Source organism: Dehalococcoidia bacterium (assembly GCA_035310145.1).
GTDB lineage: Bacteria > Chloroflexota > Dehalococcoidia > CAUJGQ01 > CAUJGQ01 > CALFMN01.
Window position 1 is genome coordinate 1 of record DATGEL010000063.1, and the last position, 15,056, is coordinate 15,056.

The 15,056-nt window shown below is 67.5% G+C and carries 14 protein-coding genes; 11 read left to right on the forward strand and 3 right to left on the reverse strand.

Translation table 11 applies throughout. From position 1 onward, the window contains the following. Positions 1-1,424, forward strand: a 1,424-nt coding sequence (locus VKV26_12450; GenBank protein HLZ70703.1) for an IS66 family transposase, incomplete at its 5' end; no start/stop codon positions are given. Positions 1,425-2,159: 735 nt separating this feature from the next. Here VKV26_12450 and VKV26_12455 read toward each other — a convergent pair. Further along, the gene (locus VKV26_12455; protein HLZ70704.1) at positions 2,160-4,658 is read right to left on the reverse strand and encodes an IPT/TIG domain-containing protein; all 2,499 of its coding nucleotides are present in this window, start codon (positions 4,656-4,658) and stop codon (positions 2,160-2,162) included. 792 nt (positions 4,659-5,450) lie between these two features. On the opposite strand from VKV26_12455, the gene VKV26_12460 reads away from it, so the two are divergent. Continuing rightward, positions 5,451-6,548 (forward strand): phosphotransferase family protein, encoded by a 1,098-nt coding sequence (locus VKV26_12460; protein ID HLZ70705.1) that lies wholly within the window; start codon positions 5,451-5,453, stop codon positions 6,546-6,548. 14 nt (positions 6,549-6,562) lie between these two features. Further along, entirely contained in the window at positions 6,563-7,165 is a 603-nt protein-coding gene (locus VKV26_12465) for a hypothetical protein (protein HLZ70706.1), read from the forward strand. A gap of 17 nt (positions 7,166-7,182) precedes the next feature. Here the strand turns inward: VKV26_12465 and VKV26_12470 are convergent, their stop codons facing one another. Further along, positions 7,183-8,055 (reverse strand): VOC family protein, encoded by an 873-nt coding sequence (locus VKV26_12470; protein HLZ70707.1) that lies wholly within the window; start codon positions 8,053-8,055, stop codon positions 7,183-7,185. A 23-nt stretch (positions 8,056-8,078) separates the two neighbouring features. After that, positions 8,079-9,065: an LLM class flavin-dependent oxidoreductase gene (locus VKV26_12475; protein ID HLZ70708.1), complete on the reverse strand. Its 987-nt coding sequence runs from the start codon at positions 9,063-9,065 to the stop codon at positions 8,079-8,081. Positions 9,066-9,212: 147 nt separating this feature from the next. Between VKV26_12475 and VKV26_12480 the strand changes: the two genes are divergently transcribed. From VKV26_12480 to VKV26_12515, 8 genes are all read left to right on the forward strand, one after another. After that, positions 9,213-9,422: a hypothetical protein gene (locus VKV26_12480; GenBank protein ID HLZ70709.1), complete on the forward strand. Its 210-nt coding sequence runs from the start codon at positions 9,213-9,215 to the stop codon at positions 9,420-9,422. 145 nt (positions 9,423-9,567) lie between these two features. Next, positions 9,568-9,918: a hypothetical protein gene (locus tag VKV26_12485; protein ID HLZ70710.1), complete on the forward strand. Its 351-nt coding sequence runs from the start codon at positions 9,568-9,570 to the stop codon at positions 9,916-9,918. 33 nt (positions 9,919-9,951) lie between these two features. Next, positions 9,952-10,599, forward strand: coding sequence for an HAD family phosphatase (locus tag VKV26_12490; GenBank protein HLZ70711.1), 648 nt, complete (start codon positions 9,952-9,954; stop codon positions 10,597-10,599). Positions 10,600-10,719: 120 nt separating this feature from the next. Further along, complete coding sequence (locus VKV26_12495; protein HLZ70712.1) at positions 10,720-12,309, forward strand: HD domain-containing phosphohydrolase; 1,590 nt, start codon at positions 10,720-10,722, stop codon at positions 12,307-12,309. A 96-nt stretch (positions 12,310-12,405) separates the two neighbouring features. Next, positions 12,406-12,792 carry a cupin domain-containing protein gene (locus VKV26_12500; protein HLZ70713.1) on the forward strand — a complete coding sequence of 129 codons (387 nt, stop codon included), beginning with the start codon at positions 12,406-12,408 and terminating at the stop codon, positions 12,790-12,792. A 123-nt stretch (positions 12,793-12,915) separates the two neighbouring features. After that, on the forward strand, positions 12,916-13,287 hold the full coding sequence (locus VKV26_12505; protein HLZ70714.1) for a hypothetical protein: 372 nt from the start codon (positions 12,916-12,918) through the stop codon (positions 13,285-13,287). Positions 13,288-13,367: 80 nt separating this feature from the next. After that, positions 13,368-13,532, forward strand: a complete 165-nt coding sequence (locus VKV26_12510) for a hypothetical protein (protein ID HLZ70715.1) — start codon at positions 13,368-13,370, stop codon at positions 13,530-13,532. Positions 13,533-13,699: 167 nt separating this feature from the next. Next, positions 13,700-14,752, forward strand: coding sequence for a class I SAM-dependent methyltransferase (locus tag VKV26_12515; GenBank protein ID HLZ70716.1), 1,053 nt, complete (start codon positions 13,700-13,702; stop codon positions 14,750-14,752). Positions 14,753-15,056: the final 304 nt, after the last annotated feature.

Consider the following 15,056-nt stretch of genomic DNA (forward strand, 5'->3'; position numbering starts at 1 on the left):
TAGCGGCTATGGGCGAGTTGGCGAAGGTCCGTCTCCTGAACCCCGTCGAGCAGCAGCAGCGCATCGACGCGCTGGAGCGGCAGGTGGGCGAACTGCAGGCGGTGATTGCCGCCCTGCGGGCCGAACTGGAGCAACTCACCCGGCGCGGCAAGCGCCAGGCGGCGCCGTTCAGCAAGGACACGCGCGTCGCCGACCCCAAACGCCCGGGACGCAAGCCGGGCCAGGGCCCCTTTCACTTCCGCGCCGCCCCGTTGGCCGCAGACCTGAGTGAGCCGCCGATCACGGTGCCGGTGACCGAGCGGGCGTGCCCCGTCTGCGGCGGCGCGTTGGTCGAAGAGCGGGTAGACCTCGCCTCAGTGACCGACCTCTCGGAGCAACCGCAAGCGCAGGTGCGGCAGTACCGTGTGTCGGTGTGCCGCTGCCAGACCTGTGGCAAGGCCGTGCGCGGCCAGCACCCGGCACTGGCGCCTGACCAGTACGGCGCCACGGCGGACCGGGTCGGCGAGCGGCTGCTTGCGGCCGGCCACGTCCTCCACCATGCAGCGGGCGTGCCGCTGCGCAAAGTGCCAGGCGTCCTCCAGCTTCTCACCGGCGCGGCGGTGACTGAGGGTGCGCTCGTCCAGGATGCGCAGCGCCGGGTCGCGGGGCCGGTGGGCGAGGCGTACACCGCCTTGCGGGCCGCGGTGGCGACGGCCGCGCGAGTGCACACCGATGACACCGGCTGGCGGGTGGGCGGCAGCGCCGCCTTCCTGATGGCGTTTGAGTCCGACAGCGAGACGGTCTACCAGATCCGGGCGCGGCATCGCAACGAGGAGGTGCGGGAGATCATCGGTGATGCCTTCGCGGGCGTGCTGATCACCGACCGCGGCAAAAGCTACGACGCGGAGGCGCTCGCCGCCGTCGCCCAGCAGAAGTGCCTGGCCCATCTCCAGCGTTCGATCAGCCTGGTGCTGGAGATGAAATGGGCACGCGGCCGCTCGCTGGGGCTTTCGCTGCGGCGGCTGTTGCGCGAGGCGCAGACGCTGTGGCAGACGCAGCAGCTGGCACCGATGGCGGAGGACTACGCCGCGCAGGTGGCGGCGTTGGAGGCGCGGCTGACGGCGCTGTTGGCGCCGCGCACGCTGCCGGACCCGGACAACCAGCGGCTGCTGGACCAACTGCGCTGGCACCATGCCCGGGGCAGCGTGCTGCGCTTGCTCAGCGACCCGCGCATTGAGCCGACCAACAACCGCGCGGAGCGGGCGCTGCGGCCGGCGGTGATTGCCCGCAAGGTCTCGCAGTGTTCGAAGAACGAACGGGGCGCGGAGACCTTCGCCGCCTTCGCCAGCGTGACGCGCACCATTCGCCAACGTGGCGGTGCGCTGCTCGACGACCTGCTGACCACCTTCCGCACCGGCCGCGTGCCCGCACCGCTCCCGCCGTAGCGCCGCTATTCAATTACCAACGCATGTTAAAGGCCGAGCTGGCAGTGGTCCGTGCTGCCAATGTTGCCGGCAGTACACCGGTGCTTTCAGGCGAGAGGATGCTCAACGGGCTGGGAGTTACGCTGGGGTGAGCGACGTTACGTGGACGCGTACCGTCTGTAGCCCTGCCGGTGGGGGGATTGGGTCGAGCAGCGTCCCCGTTACGCGAACTCGCACCGGTGTTGAGGACGTGAGGGCCTGAGAAAGCAGCGGCTCTGGGCCATCAACGATAAGCAATAGCTGGGGAAAGCGCGGATCGTCTGGGGCGAGGTAGAAGCGGGTGAACCCCGGACCGGAGCGGCCTGTCGCGGGGTCCGGCACTGGGTCACCGAACAGCACATGGAGAGTGCCGCTGACAGACACCTCATCGCCAGGCTGACCGATGAACGGTGTCGGAGCTACCGCGATGGTTGATCGGGTAGGCGCCGAGACTACGCCTTGCTGTACAGCAGCGGCAGGGGGCGCGGTGGGCGCGCTCCCGTCGTCACCTGGGGCCACCGATTCACCGGATGGCGGAACGGTGCAGGCGAGAAGACCGGTCGAGACCGCCAGAACCGCCGCCATCAGGAGGATGTGGCACCGGGCCATGTAAACTCTCCCATTGTGCGCGAGCGCCGCACCTATATCCCCAACCCCCCAGCCTTTGCCGATCACTCCCACCTCGCCCCAGGGCAGCATCCCTGACCAACGCGGAGGTCAGAAATGATAGCCGAAGCGCGTGTTGCGGTGAGCAGCCGAGCGCCCATGCGGCGTAACGATCGAGATCTGGACGCTGCCTGGCCGATCCGGCGGCACCACGACCGTCAGCTGTCGATCTGAGTCCACGGTGAACTGCGTGGTCTTGAGGCGGCCGAAGCGCACGCCGGTTGCCCCCGTGAAGCCAGAGCCCTGGATGACGAGCCGTTCGCCACCAGCGATACCTGCCACGTTGCTGGACAGCGCGGTGATCACCGGTGGCGCTGCCCTCGAGCTGGTGACCGATCCGTTTCTTGCATCGAGCATGCCGGCGTAGTCGCGTGCATCCGGCAGGTCCAGCGAAGATCCGGAACTCGTGTAGATGTACTGATCGGCGAGGGCCAGTGGTGAGGTGTACACGGCGTCCGTCACGACCACCACGTCGGCGGGCGTCGGCGGGCCAGGATACCCCCACGGCGCCGGCGGCACGTCTGCACTCCCAACCGTGATCTGACCCGCGTGCGGATCGAAGTCGTAGGCGGAGTTCAGGTCGCCAAACTGGACATCCCCGGCCGTGGCCAAGTTCGTCCCGGTAATTACTATGTTGGTGCTACTGCCGCCGTCCGCGGGTCCGACGTTCGGTTGCACGCTCGTGATCGTCGGCGTGTCCGGGCGCGATGGGCCAGTGAAGGTGTAGAGATCCCCGCTCGTGGGCTGCGAATAGGCCGTACCGGAGGCCGTGCGCGCGACAGCGGCGACATGAACCGTCTGTCCATAGGTCACGGCGCCTGTGACGAAGGTCGCAGTACTGTCGTCGATCACCTGCACGCTCCCTCCCCGCACGCCACCAAAGCCAAACAGGTCGAGCATAGTGAAGCCGCTGAACGTGTACGAGCCGCCCTGTGGCATGAAGCCGGAGCCTTTCACTGTGACAGTCTGCCCGCCGGCAACGGACCCGGAGGATGGTGTGATGCTCGTGATCGTGAGGCCCGGCTGCAGCGTGAGGGGCGGATCGTCGAAGGTGAATACGTCCGCCGATGAGATAGTGGAATACCCGCTGGCGGTGATGACCTGGAGGTGCGCCGGATCGCCTCCATCGCTCCCTGGATTCCAGGCCGTGATCTCTGAATCGGAATCGACGGTGAAGCCCTGGCCAGGGCCGATGTCTCCGTTGTTGTCCATCGCCTGGAACTCGCCAAAGTAGACTGCGGTGGCGCCGGTGAAATGGGCTCCATAGATGTGCACCTGGTACGGTTGAGCGCCGCCCGGGCCCACGTCCTGTCCGTGCATTGGATCGATCGACGTCACCGTCGGCGGCGGAGGGATGGAGACGACGTAGCCCGTCCCCGTATCCTGGACCGCGGTGATCGACACATGGTTCAACATGTCCGAGAACGCAGCTGACCCGCCTGGCGCGAGGCTAAACGAGTATCCTGGCTGCCCCGCTGCCGGGAACGCTTGCGGGCACAGCTTGGATGGCAAATCGGCGCCGGCCTGGCAGACGAAGGCAAACTCATCGCCGTTGTCCGGGTTTGGTGACTGAGCGAACACATAGTGCACCACCACGCCGTCAGTAGGAGCCGATGCCTCATAACCATCGGCCGTCCGGTGCCGTGATTCTACCGTATAGTAATCACCGTTCGGCAGCGGGATCTTGGCCATCAGAAAGTGACAGGTTCCAGGTTGCGGCTGTGAACCACCGAGGTAGTCGATCGTCACGGAGGAGCAATCCGGTCTGGAACTCGTGTCGTAGACGAGCTCTGATGGCATGATCGATGAGTTGAAGCTCTGCGCCAGGCGCATCTTGTTATCGGCGATAGTGTGTACATCAATGTCAGTAATATCTCCCACATAAGTAGCATGATTGCCGTATGACATGATGTCCCATGCGCTCGCGTGTGAGTGCGGCAAGGCAAAGCCATGGCCCATCTCGTGGCCGACTTCATGTTGACTGTGTGCACTATCAATACCAGGAGTTATCCACGCCGCTGCATGGTTTGCGTCAAGTTGTTGACCATAGTTTTGACACGGCCCAACCATCGGTGGTGGAGAGCAGTTATCGATTCCGGTGTTGAAAAGCATGATGACGCCGTAATAGCTTGAAACATCGACTTGAACGCCACCAGCGGTGATCCGGTTGTTAGGATCGGTGCTGGTTGTACCACCGGTCGCGCAGTCGGTGTACAGCTTCCCTGTTTCAGCGGTGCCGCTGGAGTCATAGTAGACGCTGCGATTGCCGGGCATCGTGTACCAGCCGTCGGCGCCAGTGCTGCCAGTCAGCTTGATCTGATTGTAGGAGACACGTTCCCAGTAGTCTCCCAGGAAGGGATACGCCTCGCCTACGAGCTCAGAGAAATAAGACGGGGTATCCGTTTCCGTGGAGACATCCTGAAACTTGCAGCCGACCACGAGCCATAGCTTCGTAACTGGCGCGTCGTCCGCGACATCGGCTGAAGCATAGGTCGAGGAAGTGGATGGGTTGGGCGAGTTGGCGGCTGCCGTGATGGTTCGAACCGTCACACGCGGTGTACCGCGTGAGGTGCGCGGACTGAGGGTGATGCCACGAAGGCTAACGTTACGGCTAGCGAGCGAGAGGAGGCCTCCCTTCGGCAGTGCCAACTGCGCGTCGGTGGCCAGCTACACCAACTGAATGGGTCGTCCTGGCAGGGTAAGGTAGTACCGCGTGGTGCCCCGCTGGTTGGCTGCCGCAGCGGTACGCCCGGGAACGGGATCCCCGTACAGCACCGACACCCTGCCGGACAGAGTGACCGATTGTCCTGGCTGACCGAGCGGCAAGGCGGCCGGTGGGGTTCCGGCTGCTTGTGGTGTGCGAGCTGGTGTAGGGGACGGTGGAGCAGATGCAACCTGACCAACGGCAACCGCTGGCAGAGCCGCGGCCAGCAGCAGGACGAGGCTAATGAACGACTGGCGACGCCCGGCGAGGAGTATGCGGACAGGCATGCGATGCATGGCGACACCTCATCATCGAGCTGGTGATGGAGGATTCACGGAACATCTGGGGGACACGCGGCGAGCGGTTCTCGGTCGTCCACGACCGACGGTGAGCAGGCGTGACTGGAAGCTGAAGATGATGCTGGCGCAACGATGTGTTCGATAGCGGGCGCCCAACCGCGTGCATTATTACAACATCCGCACACGGATGAAACGTGCGAACAGTAAAGGAATGGCGACAGCCTTCGATAACGCTGCCGCATGCATCGGCTGGAAATACCGGGAGTCGGTGTGATGCCGTCAAGTGGTACGCTGGCGTCGCGGTCTGGCGCACACGGCCGCATGGGGAGACGTGGAGCGATGACGGCTGATGCGGCGGCGCGGGATCAACAAACCTCCGGCCCCGACGGCCTCGATCTCGCGGCGCTGGCCGCCTATCTGCCGCGCTTCATTCCCGCCGCCGAAGCGCCGCTTTCGGCCGAGCTGATCGGCGGCGGCCGCTCGAACCTCACCTACTACATCCGCTCAAAGCACGGCGAATGGGTGCTGCGCCGGCCGCCGCTGGGCCACGTGCTGCCCACGGCGCACGATATGGCGCGCGAGTATCGCGTAATCAGCGCCCTCGGCCCGACCGACGTGCCCGTGCCCAAAACGCTGCACCTTTGCGAAGACCCGGCGATCATCGGCGCACCGTTCTACGTGATGGAGCGGGTGCACGGCGTGATCGTGCACGAGGAGCTGCCGCCGGGCCTGGCGCCGGATCCCGCGAGCCGCCGCTGCATGAGCGAGGCGTTCGTCGAGGCGCTGGTGCGGCTGCACGCCGTCGATGTCCAGGCCGTGGGGCTGAAGAGCTTCGGCCGGCCGCAGGGCTTCATGGAACGGCAGGTGCGGCGCTGGGGCGAGCAGTGGGAGCGCTCGAAGACGCGCGAGCTGCCCGACCTCGAAGCTCTGCGCCGCCGCCTGGCGCGTGCCGTGCCGGAGTCGCCGGCGCCCACGATCGTGCACGGCGACTACCGCATCGAGAACATGATCTTCGCCGACGGCAAGCCCGATTCGATCGCCGCCATCCTCGACTGGGAGATGTCCACGCTGGGCGATCCGCTGGCCGACCTGGGTTACGCGCTGGTCTACTGGGTGCAGGAGGGCGACTCGGAGCTGCGCCGCTTCGCCATGTCGAGCGGCATCTCGACCGCCGTGCCCGGTTTTCTGACGCGCGACGAGCTGGTGGCCGAGTACGAGCGCCGCAGCGGCCGCTCGCTCGCCAATGTCGACTTCTACCTGGCCTTTGCCTTCTTCAAGCTGGCCGTGATCGTCGAGGGCATCCACGCCCGCTTCCTGGCCGGCGAGACGCGCGGCGAAGGCTTTGAGCGGCTGGGCGAGCGCGTGCCGGCCCTGGCGCGGCTCGGCGTGGATGTGGCGAACCGCTCGGGCAGCCCGGCGCTGCGCGGCGAACTATGAGCGGCGGCCGCCCGGTGACGCGCACGCTGCAGCCCGTGCTCTTCGTCCCCAACGACCAGGCCGCGGCCTTGCGGCCGGAGTTCGCTCCCGCGCTTTGGCGGGCGCTGGGCGAGGCGATGCGCTGGTGGCGCGCCTGCCTCGAACGCGACGTCTTCCAGACGCTGCCGATCGTGGAGTTCGTCGGCGCCAGGCCGGCCGAGTACTACTTTCAAGGCACGCAGGACAAGGCGGCGGCCGAGCTGGGCAAGCTCTACCCGCTGGGGCGCGACGGCAAGACGTACGTCTGCTACGGCCTCTGGGGCGAAGGGCCGTACCAGGCGCACGGCAATGTGATCGGCGCCAACGGCGACTACCTCGTCGTCCAGTCCAGCACCAGCCTGGTGATGTTCGCCGACGATCACTTCCCCGGCTACGACCCGGGCCTGCCCTGGAACAGCCGCCTGGCGCAGACTGGGGCGCTGGCGCACGAGCTGGGCCATACGCTCGGCCTCGGCCACACGGACGAGCGTGAGCCGGCCCGCGCCGCCGAGAGCATCATGTACGCCTGGTGGAGCTTCCCGCGTCTGGGCCTGACGCCGCGCGAGCTGAAGACGGCGCTGGCCAACCTCGACCGCTGAGGCCGGTCTCCTCGACTTCAGCCCTCGGCCACGGCCAACCTGGCGCCGAAGGCTGCCGCGGATGGCAGGAGCATGCCGTCGAAGGTGCCGGGTGCTGGCCTCGGCACCTCGCCAACCTGCGCCAGCCAGGCACTCGCCTGCGCCAGCGGGCCGCGCAGCGTCACCTGGAAGAGCCCCTCGCCCTGGGCCTGCAGCTCGGTGTCGGCGGCGCCGGCGCCGTCGGCTGCAAGCAGATCGATTGTCAGCGGGCCGAGCGCGAAGCGGGCGCGCCGCGCCGCCAGCTGCGGCACGTCATCCTCCGCCACCAGCTCAAGTCCCAGCGCTCGGCGGTACAGCTCCCGCGTCTTCGCCAGGTCGCGCACCAGCACGCTGACGCCGGCTACGCCCCGCACGCCGAGCGCATGCTGCCCCGGCTGCTCCCAGGCGAGCCGCTCGGCGTCTGGCGCATCCCACTGGATGAAGAACGGCCAGGGCCGGCGCCAGGAGACGCCGCCCGGAATCAGCAGGCGCCACTTGAGCACGCGGCCGTCGGGGCGCTCCCGCTGCATGGCGAAGGGGCCAAGCGGGTTCAGTTCGGCGGCGCGCACGCGGCCGGCCAACTCGTCGATGTCGTCGGTGGCGAGCGCGTAGCCGAGCAAGCCGCCGGGCTGGCGCGCCAGCAGGCTGAGCAGCACCTCGCCGCCGGCGCGGCCCTTGGCCACTTCGTCGGCGTTGTAAACGGCCATCAGCTCCAGGTAGTCGAGCCCGAAGCGCACGATGCCGTTCTCGGTGCCGCGGCCCGTGTGCCGTCCGCCCGGCTGCGCATCAAGCCCGAGCTCAGCGGGGAAGCGCGCGAGCGCCCGTGGCAAATCGTTCACCGCGATCACGGCGTGGTCGAAGCGCGTAATCATTTCTCTCTCCCGCGGCCGGGCGGCTAGGCGAACGCCGGCAACACCTCTTCGCTGACGCGCTGGAACTGGCGCTCCTGGTCGTAGCCGGTGGGGCGCAGCGTGATCGTGGTGGCGCCGGCATCGACGAAGGCGCGGATCTCCTCGATGCAGCGCTGCGGCGAGCCGGCCGCCACCCAGCGCTCGAGGAAGGCGGGATGGTAGTCGACGCTGTAGTAGCTGTCGAGAAAGCGCTTTGACTCGTCCAGCGCGGCGTCGCGGTCCTCGTTGACGTTGAAGTTGTAGTAGACGCAGACCTCGAAGTCCGGCCCCAGCTCGCGGCCCTGCTCTTTGGCGAAGCCGCGGATCAACGCCAGCGACTGCTTCACCTCCTCCGGCGTCTTCGCCGTCACCATCCAGCCGTCTCCCAGGCGCGCCACGCGGCCGAAGCCCGCTTCGACGTTACGGCGCTTCTTCAGGTCGGGGTTGGAGACGAGCCAGATCGGCAGCGGCTGCTGCGCCGGCCGCGGCAGCACGGTCAGGTCATCGAACTCGTAGTGGGCGCCGTGGTAGCTGGCATGCTCCCGCGAGGAGACGAGGCGCAGGATCTCGACGAACTCCTCCATGCGCCGCATGCGCGAGGCGGGGTCGATGCGAAAGGCGCGGAACTCCTCGGTGAAGTCACCGCCGCCCGCCGCGGGCTGCCCCTGGCAGGCGACGAAAATGGTGCGGCCGTTGCTCATGAAGTCCAATGAGCACCACTGGTAGGCCAGGACCAACGCATCGCGCAGCGGCGTGCTGGCAAAGCAGGCCGGGCCGAGCCGCACCCGCTGCGTGCAGGCGGCGAGCGCGCCGAGCAGGGCGATCGCGTCGAGCCGCGGCTTGGCGAAGATCGAGTCGCCCACCCAGACCGAGTCCCAGCCGGTCGCCTCGGCCCGTTGGGCCAGCTTCAGCATCTCGGGCACCGTCGTGGCGCCGATGATCACGCCCCGGTTGGGCAGTGTCAGTCCGAAACGTGGTGCAGCAGATGCCATGGCGCAGCCTCCCCCCGCCGTGCAGAAGATCGCCGGCGGCGGCACGACGGGGCGTTCGTTCGAGGGCGAACGTAGCCCCACGGCCATGGCGCGTCAACTGGCCCAGGCCGTGCGACAATGGAACCAGAACAACCGAGGATGCTCATCATGCTGGCGAAGCCACGCGGCCGCGTCTCCCGCCGCCGCCATCCAGACGAAATGACCGAGGCAGAGATGCAGGCGCTGCGCGAGGCAGAGGCGCAGCACTACTTCGGCATCAGCGCCGAAGAGTGGCTACGGCGCTGGCACGCGGGCGAGTACGAAGGGATCGATAGTAGCGGGGTTGTAGCGCTCGCAATCCTGTACGGCTTTGCCTGAGCGAACTGCGAGGCTCGCCCTCGCGGCCATGGAAACCCGGCTTCAGCGCGCCGTTTCGTGTGTCAGCCGCTCGGTATTGCTCCCTTCACCGGCAGCCTACCGCACGACAGACGGCGAACATGCTCTGGCCTTTCGAGAGCGGGATGTGCCGGTACGAGGCGGCATTCCCTTGTTGCTTGTGGTCAAGATCGGCTTCCGCTTTGTCGCGCTGACTGCGCGATCGTGGGAGACGGCGATCACGAGCTATCACCTTGCGTTCGAGGATCCCGAAGAGCGCGAGATCCTCGCCTACCATTGGCACCAGCACATCGCGCAGATTCCGTTCCCGCACCTGCATCTCGGTCCCGGCGCGGCGCCCGGCCGGCCAGAATTGAGCGCGGCGCACCTGCCCACGGGCCACGTGCAGCTGCGTGACGTGATCGCGCTCGCCGTGCGCGACTTCGGCGTGGCGCCGCTGCGCACCGATTGGGCTGACGTGCTGGCCGGCAGCGATTAAGGTTGAGAGGAGTAACCGAGCGTGGGAGGCGGCATGGCCCAGTACAAAGCGGTGATCTTCGACTTCGGCGGCGTGCTGACGGAGCCGCCGGGCAACGGCATGCGCGCCTACTGCGAGGGCGCCGGCATCTCCTGGGACGCCTTCCGCCAGCTTTTCGCCCCGCCGGACGGCGCCTGGGCCAGGTTCGAGACGAACGCGCTCTCGCAGGACGAGTTCATCCGCGCCTTCGAGGCCGAGGCCGCCGCCGCGGGCCTGAAGGTAGACGGCGCGGCGTTTCTGAACGACTTCTTCTCCGGCATGGCGCTACGCCAGGACATGGTCGCCGTGGCCCGCACCCTGCACGAGCGCTACAAGCTCGGCTGCATCACCAACAACGTGCAGGCCGTGGGCCGCGCCCGCAACCCGCTGTTCGATGACCTGTTCGAGGTGGTGGTCGAGTCGTCCAAAGTCGGCATGCGCAAGCCGGACCCGCGCATCTACCGGCACTGCTGCGAGTTGCTGGGCGTGCCGCCGCCGCAGGCGATCTTTTTGGATGACTTCGGCGTCAATCTCAAGGCGGCGCGCGAGCTGGGCATGGGCACGGTGAAGGTGGACGAATCGCAGAGCGCGATCGACGAGCTGGAGCGGCTGCTGGGCATCACGCTGCCGCGCGACGGATCTGGCCAAAGCGCTGCTGGATAGTCCGGCCGTCGCTCGGAGGTTCATATCCACGTCGAGCCCGGCGGCACCTGCTGCGCGGCCGCGAACGTCGCCCTGTATACTGGGCCGAACGCGCGGATCCGCAGGCAACAAGGCGCAGAGATGACCGCCACATCCGCCGATCGCCGCGAGACCAGCTCCGGGGTGCAACTCGCCGAAGTCGTGGCGGCGATCGCGCTTGGCGCCGACCTCGGGCTCGGCCTGCCCCTGGAGCACGTGCTGCGTTCCTGCGTGATCGCCACCCGGTTCGCCGAGCGGCTCAGCGCCTCCGGCGAGGACCGCGATGCGACGTACTGGGTTACGTTGTTCCTGGCAGCCGGCTGCACGGGCGTGTCCTTCGAGCTGTCGCAGGTGTTCGGCGACGACCTCGCCTTCCGCGCGGGCGCGCTTTCCGTCGGTCCATCCACCCTGAGCCAGGCACGCTTCCTGCTCGCGCACGCCGGCAGCAACCGCGGCGTGCTGGGCCGCGCCAGCGTGATCGCCGGGCTGCTTCGCACCCGACTGAGCGTGGTCGAGCAGTCCTCGCTCGCGCACTGCGCCGTCAGCGCCCTGCTGGCCGAGCGGCTTGGTCTGGGCGATGTGGTTGCCACATCGCTTTTGCAGACCTTCGCGCGCTGGGATGGCAAGGGGCTGCCGCGCCGGCTGGGCGGCGACGAAATCTTGCTGCCGATCCGCATCGCCAATCTCGCCAGCCTTGTGGAGACTCGGCACCGGGAGCACGGGGCCGCGGCGGCCATCGCCTGCGCTCGCGAATTCAGTGGCAGCATCTTCGATCCGGCGCTGGTGGAGGCGTGGTGCTCCGGCGCAGCCGAACTGCTCGCCGGCGTGGACACGGACGCCGTCTGGGAGACCGTGGTCGCCGGGCAGCCAGCCGGGCGCGGTCCGCTTAGCGAAACGGAGCTCGATGCCGCGCTGGAGTTGCTGGCCGATTATGCCGATCTGAAATCGCCGTGGTTCACCGGCCACTCACGCGGTGTGGCGTCGCTGGCCGTCGCGGCTGCCCGGCTGGCAGGGCTGCCGGATGCCGACCTGACCGTCTTGCGCCGCGCCGCGCTCGTGCACGATCTGGGCCGCAACGGTGTGCCGAACACGATCTGGGACAAGATGGGGTCGCTGACCACGGGCGAGACGGAGCGCGTGCGCCTGCACGCCTACTACACCGACCGCGTGCTGCACCGAGCCAGCCGGCTGGCGCTGCTCGGCAGCGTAGCTTCCGCGGCGCACGAGCGCGCCGGCGGGACGGGCTACCCACGCGGCATCGCCGGCGGCACGATCCCGCTGCTCGGACGCTTCCTCGAGGCGGCCGACGCCTATCATGCCATGCTTGAAGATCGCCCGCACCGGCCGGCGCTCACCCGCGAGGCGGCCGGCGCCGAATTGCGGCGCGCGGCGCGGGCGGGTGAATTCGACGGCGCGGCGGTGGACGCGGTGTTGGCGGCGGCGGGCCATCCGGCGCGCCGGAAGCCAACCGCCCCGGCCGGGTTGACGCCGCGCGAGGTCGAAGTGCTCGTGCTCGCGGCGCGCGGCGGCACCACACGGGCCGTGGCCACCACGCTCGGCATCGCCCCGAAGACCGCCGGCAACCACATCGAGCGTATCTACAGCAAGATCGGCGTCTCCTCGCGTGCAGAGGCGGCGATGTTTGCGATGCAGCACGGCCTGCTGCCGAGCTGGGAAACCCCACAACCGTAGGGCGAACTCCTCATTCCCTTATGCATGGCTGGCCTTAGCCTCAATCTCAGAGCGAATCACTCGTCTGAGACGGTGAGACGGCAGAAGGAGGAAGCCATGACGGTCACGGTGAAGAACATCGAGCGGCCGGACGAGCTCAGGAAGATGCCGAACGGTACCGGTGAAGGGGCGCTGGTCACCGTCGGCGACATGATTGTGGTGCGCGGGGAACTGCAACCCGGCTGGCGCTGGTCCAACGATCTGCGGCCAATCGTTGGCACGACAAGCTGTGAATTCCCGCACACCGGCATACTGCTCGCCGGGCGCCTGCACGTCGAGATGAACGACGGCAGCGCACACGACCTCGAAGCGGGCGATGTCTACATCATTCCTGCCGGGCACGATGCCTGGGTCGTCGGCGATGAGCCCGTGCGCAGCATCGATTGGTCGCCCGCCAACGCGGAGTTTGCGAAGCCGCCGGCCACCGAAGCCCAGCAGCACTGACCAGACCCTTTCGGCCACCAGTGGCACAGCGTGTTGCGAGGCGCCTCCGGTTTTGGTGAGCAACCGCATACCACGAGCGTCTGTGACACATAGCATTCTATCTCGCAAAAAAGAGCAATTACTGTGGGTGAGCGTACACTTGATCGAGCCTTTTCGGTCTGCGGCCTCATCTTTGCCGCACTGATCGTCGCCAGCATCATCGTTCTCGGCGATTCACCCTCGTCCGACGCCAGCACCGAGAAGATCAGCACGTTTTTCACCGATAACCGAGCGCGCCTGCTGGCCTTTGCGTTCATCGGCGCGTTCACGATCATTCCTGCCCTCTTCTTCTGGGGCGGGCTGTGGCTGCTGCTGCGCCGGGCCGAGGGCAGCGAAGGCGTGCTCGCCCTGATCGCGATTGGGGCCACGGTGCTGGCCAGCGCCGTGGTGGTGGTGGGCACCGTAGGCGAAGCGGCGCTGGCCTATCGCGTCGCCGCGCAGGGGATCAAAACCTGACGCGCGCCATCTTCGACATCACCAACCTTGCCTTCAATCTGTCGAATATTCCGCTCGCCGCATTCTTCATCGCGGCGGGGTTGGTCATCCTGCAAACCGGCGTGCTGCCGCGCTGGCTCGGTTGGGCCGCTCTGCCGGCGGCAGCCCTCCAGTTGCTGGGTGCAGCGACCTTCGCCACGAGCGGAGCCTTCATGCCGTCGGGCGGCGCCGCAGGGCCGATCGCCGGTGTGGCCCTGCTGCTCTGAACGCTGGCCGCGAGCGTCGCCATGTTCAGCCGGACGCGACCACGCGCACAGGCATTGGCCGGCGCTGCCCCCGCATAGGCGGCGCCGGCGGTTCAGGTACGGACAGCACCGCAGAACCACGGACCAATGAAAAAGGATGCGACGAGATGACCGCGCAAGAACTGGACATGGCCGGAGTCGAGGCGTTCGCAGGACAGATGATCGGCGTCTTGAACGGGGCAGCGCTGACGCTGATGACGAGCATTGGCCACCACACCGGTCTGCTGGACACGCTCGCCGGCCTCGCGCCGTCCACCAGCGCGCAGATCGCCACGGCGGCAGCACTCGATGAGCGCTACGTGCGGGAGTGGCTCGGCGCGATGGTGAGCGGCCGCATCGTGACCTACGATCCGGCTGGGCAGACCTACGCACTGCCGCCGGAGCATGCGGCGGTGATCACCCGCGCAGCAGGACCAGGCAATCTCGCGGTGCTCGCGGCCGGGATTCCCTTGCTGGCGCAGGTGCAGGAGGGCATCATCGCGAGCTTCCGCTCGGGCGGCGGCGTGCCCTATGCGGGTTTCCCCGGCTTCCAGAAGATGATGGCTGAAGTCTCCGGCATGACGTTCGATGCCTCCTTGCTCGCTGCGACGCTGCCGCTGGTACCGGGCCTCATCGAGCGGCTCACGGCGGGGATCGATGTCGCGGATATCTGCTGCGGCTCCGGACATGCGCTCAACCTGATGGCGCAGACCTTCCCCCGCAGCCGCTTCAGCGGCTACGACTTCTCGCAAGAGGGCATCGCCGCCGGTAGCGCGGAGTCTGCGCAGCTCGGCCTGAGCAATACACGCTTCGTCGAGCAGGACGTCGTCTCGTTGGATGTCGAAGATGCCTTCGACTTCATCACAATCTTCGACGCGATCCACGACCAGGCGCAGCCGCGTGCGATGCTCAAGAACGTGGCGCGGGCACTGCGGCCGGCCGGGACGCTGCTGGCCGTCGATATCCGCGCATCGAGCAGGCTGGAGGAGAATCTCGATCATCCGCTGGCGCCGTCCCTGTACACAATCAGTACCATGCACTGCATGACGGTGTCGCTGGCGCAGGACGGGGAAGGGCTGGGCGCGATGTGGGGCGAGCAGAAGGCCCGTGAACTGTTCGCCGAAGCCGGGCTGGTAGTCGAGGGCGTTGCGCAGGTTGCGGGCGACCTGTTGAATAACTATTACCTCTGTCGCAAGGCGTAGCCTCCGACCCGGGTGCTTGTGCGCGTCTGCTCACTCGCAGTGCGGCCGGGCTCGATCGCGGCGTGATTCTCCTGCTTCGGACGCAAGCAGTGAGTATCGCCGCGGTTGGCCCGGCTCAGCCACGCGCCTGCGGAGGCGACGAGGCTGACAGCGTATCGAAGCTGACCGGCGGAGTTCGACGGGTTCGACGGAGCCATCTCGCCGCCGTTCGCTGCTCCCGCCCCCCGCGATCGATGCGCGGTGATCGCTCAGCGTGTTTGGCGCGGCACGCGCGAGGATCTGGGTAACGACCTCGTAGGCGATC

What these genes read in the sequence shown, in the direction of transcription:
- VKV26_12460 (HLZ70705.1), top strand. Translation starts at nt 5,451, where the DNA reads ATGACGGCTGATGCGGCGGCGCGGGATCAACAAACCTCCGGCCCCGAC.
- VKV26_12470 (HLZ70707.1), bottom strand. Translation starts at nt 8,055, where the DNA reads ATGATTACGCGCTTCGACCACGCCGTGATCGCGGTGAACGATTTGCCA.
- VKV26_12475 (HLZ70708.1), bottom strand. Translation starts at nt 9,065, where the DNA reads ATGGCATCTGCTGCACCACGTTTCGGACTGACACTGCCCAACCGGGGC.
- VKV26_12480 (HLZ70709.1), top strand. Translation starts at nt 9,213, where the DNA reads ATGCTGGCGAAGCCACGCGGCCGCGTCTCCCGCCGCCGCCATCCAGAC.
- VKV26_12490 (HLZ70711.1), top strand. Translation starts at nt 9,952, where the DNA reads ATGGCCCAGTACAAAGCGGTGATCTTCGACTTCGGCGGCGTGCTGACG.
- VKV26_12495 (HLZ70712.1), top strand. Translation starts at nt 10,720, where the DNA reads ATGACCGCCACATCCGCCGATCGCCGCGAGACCAGCTCCGGGGTGCAA.
- VKV26_12500 (HLZ70713.1), top strand. Translation starts at nt 12,406, where the DNA reads ATGACGGTCACGGTGAAGAACATCGAGCGGCCGGACGAGCTCAGGAAG.
- VKV26_12515 (HLZ70716.1), top strand. Translation starts at nt 13,700, where the DNA reads ATGGCCGGAGTCGAGGCGTTCGCAGGACAGATGATCGGCGTCTTGAAC.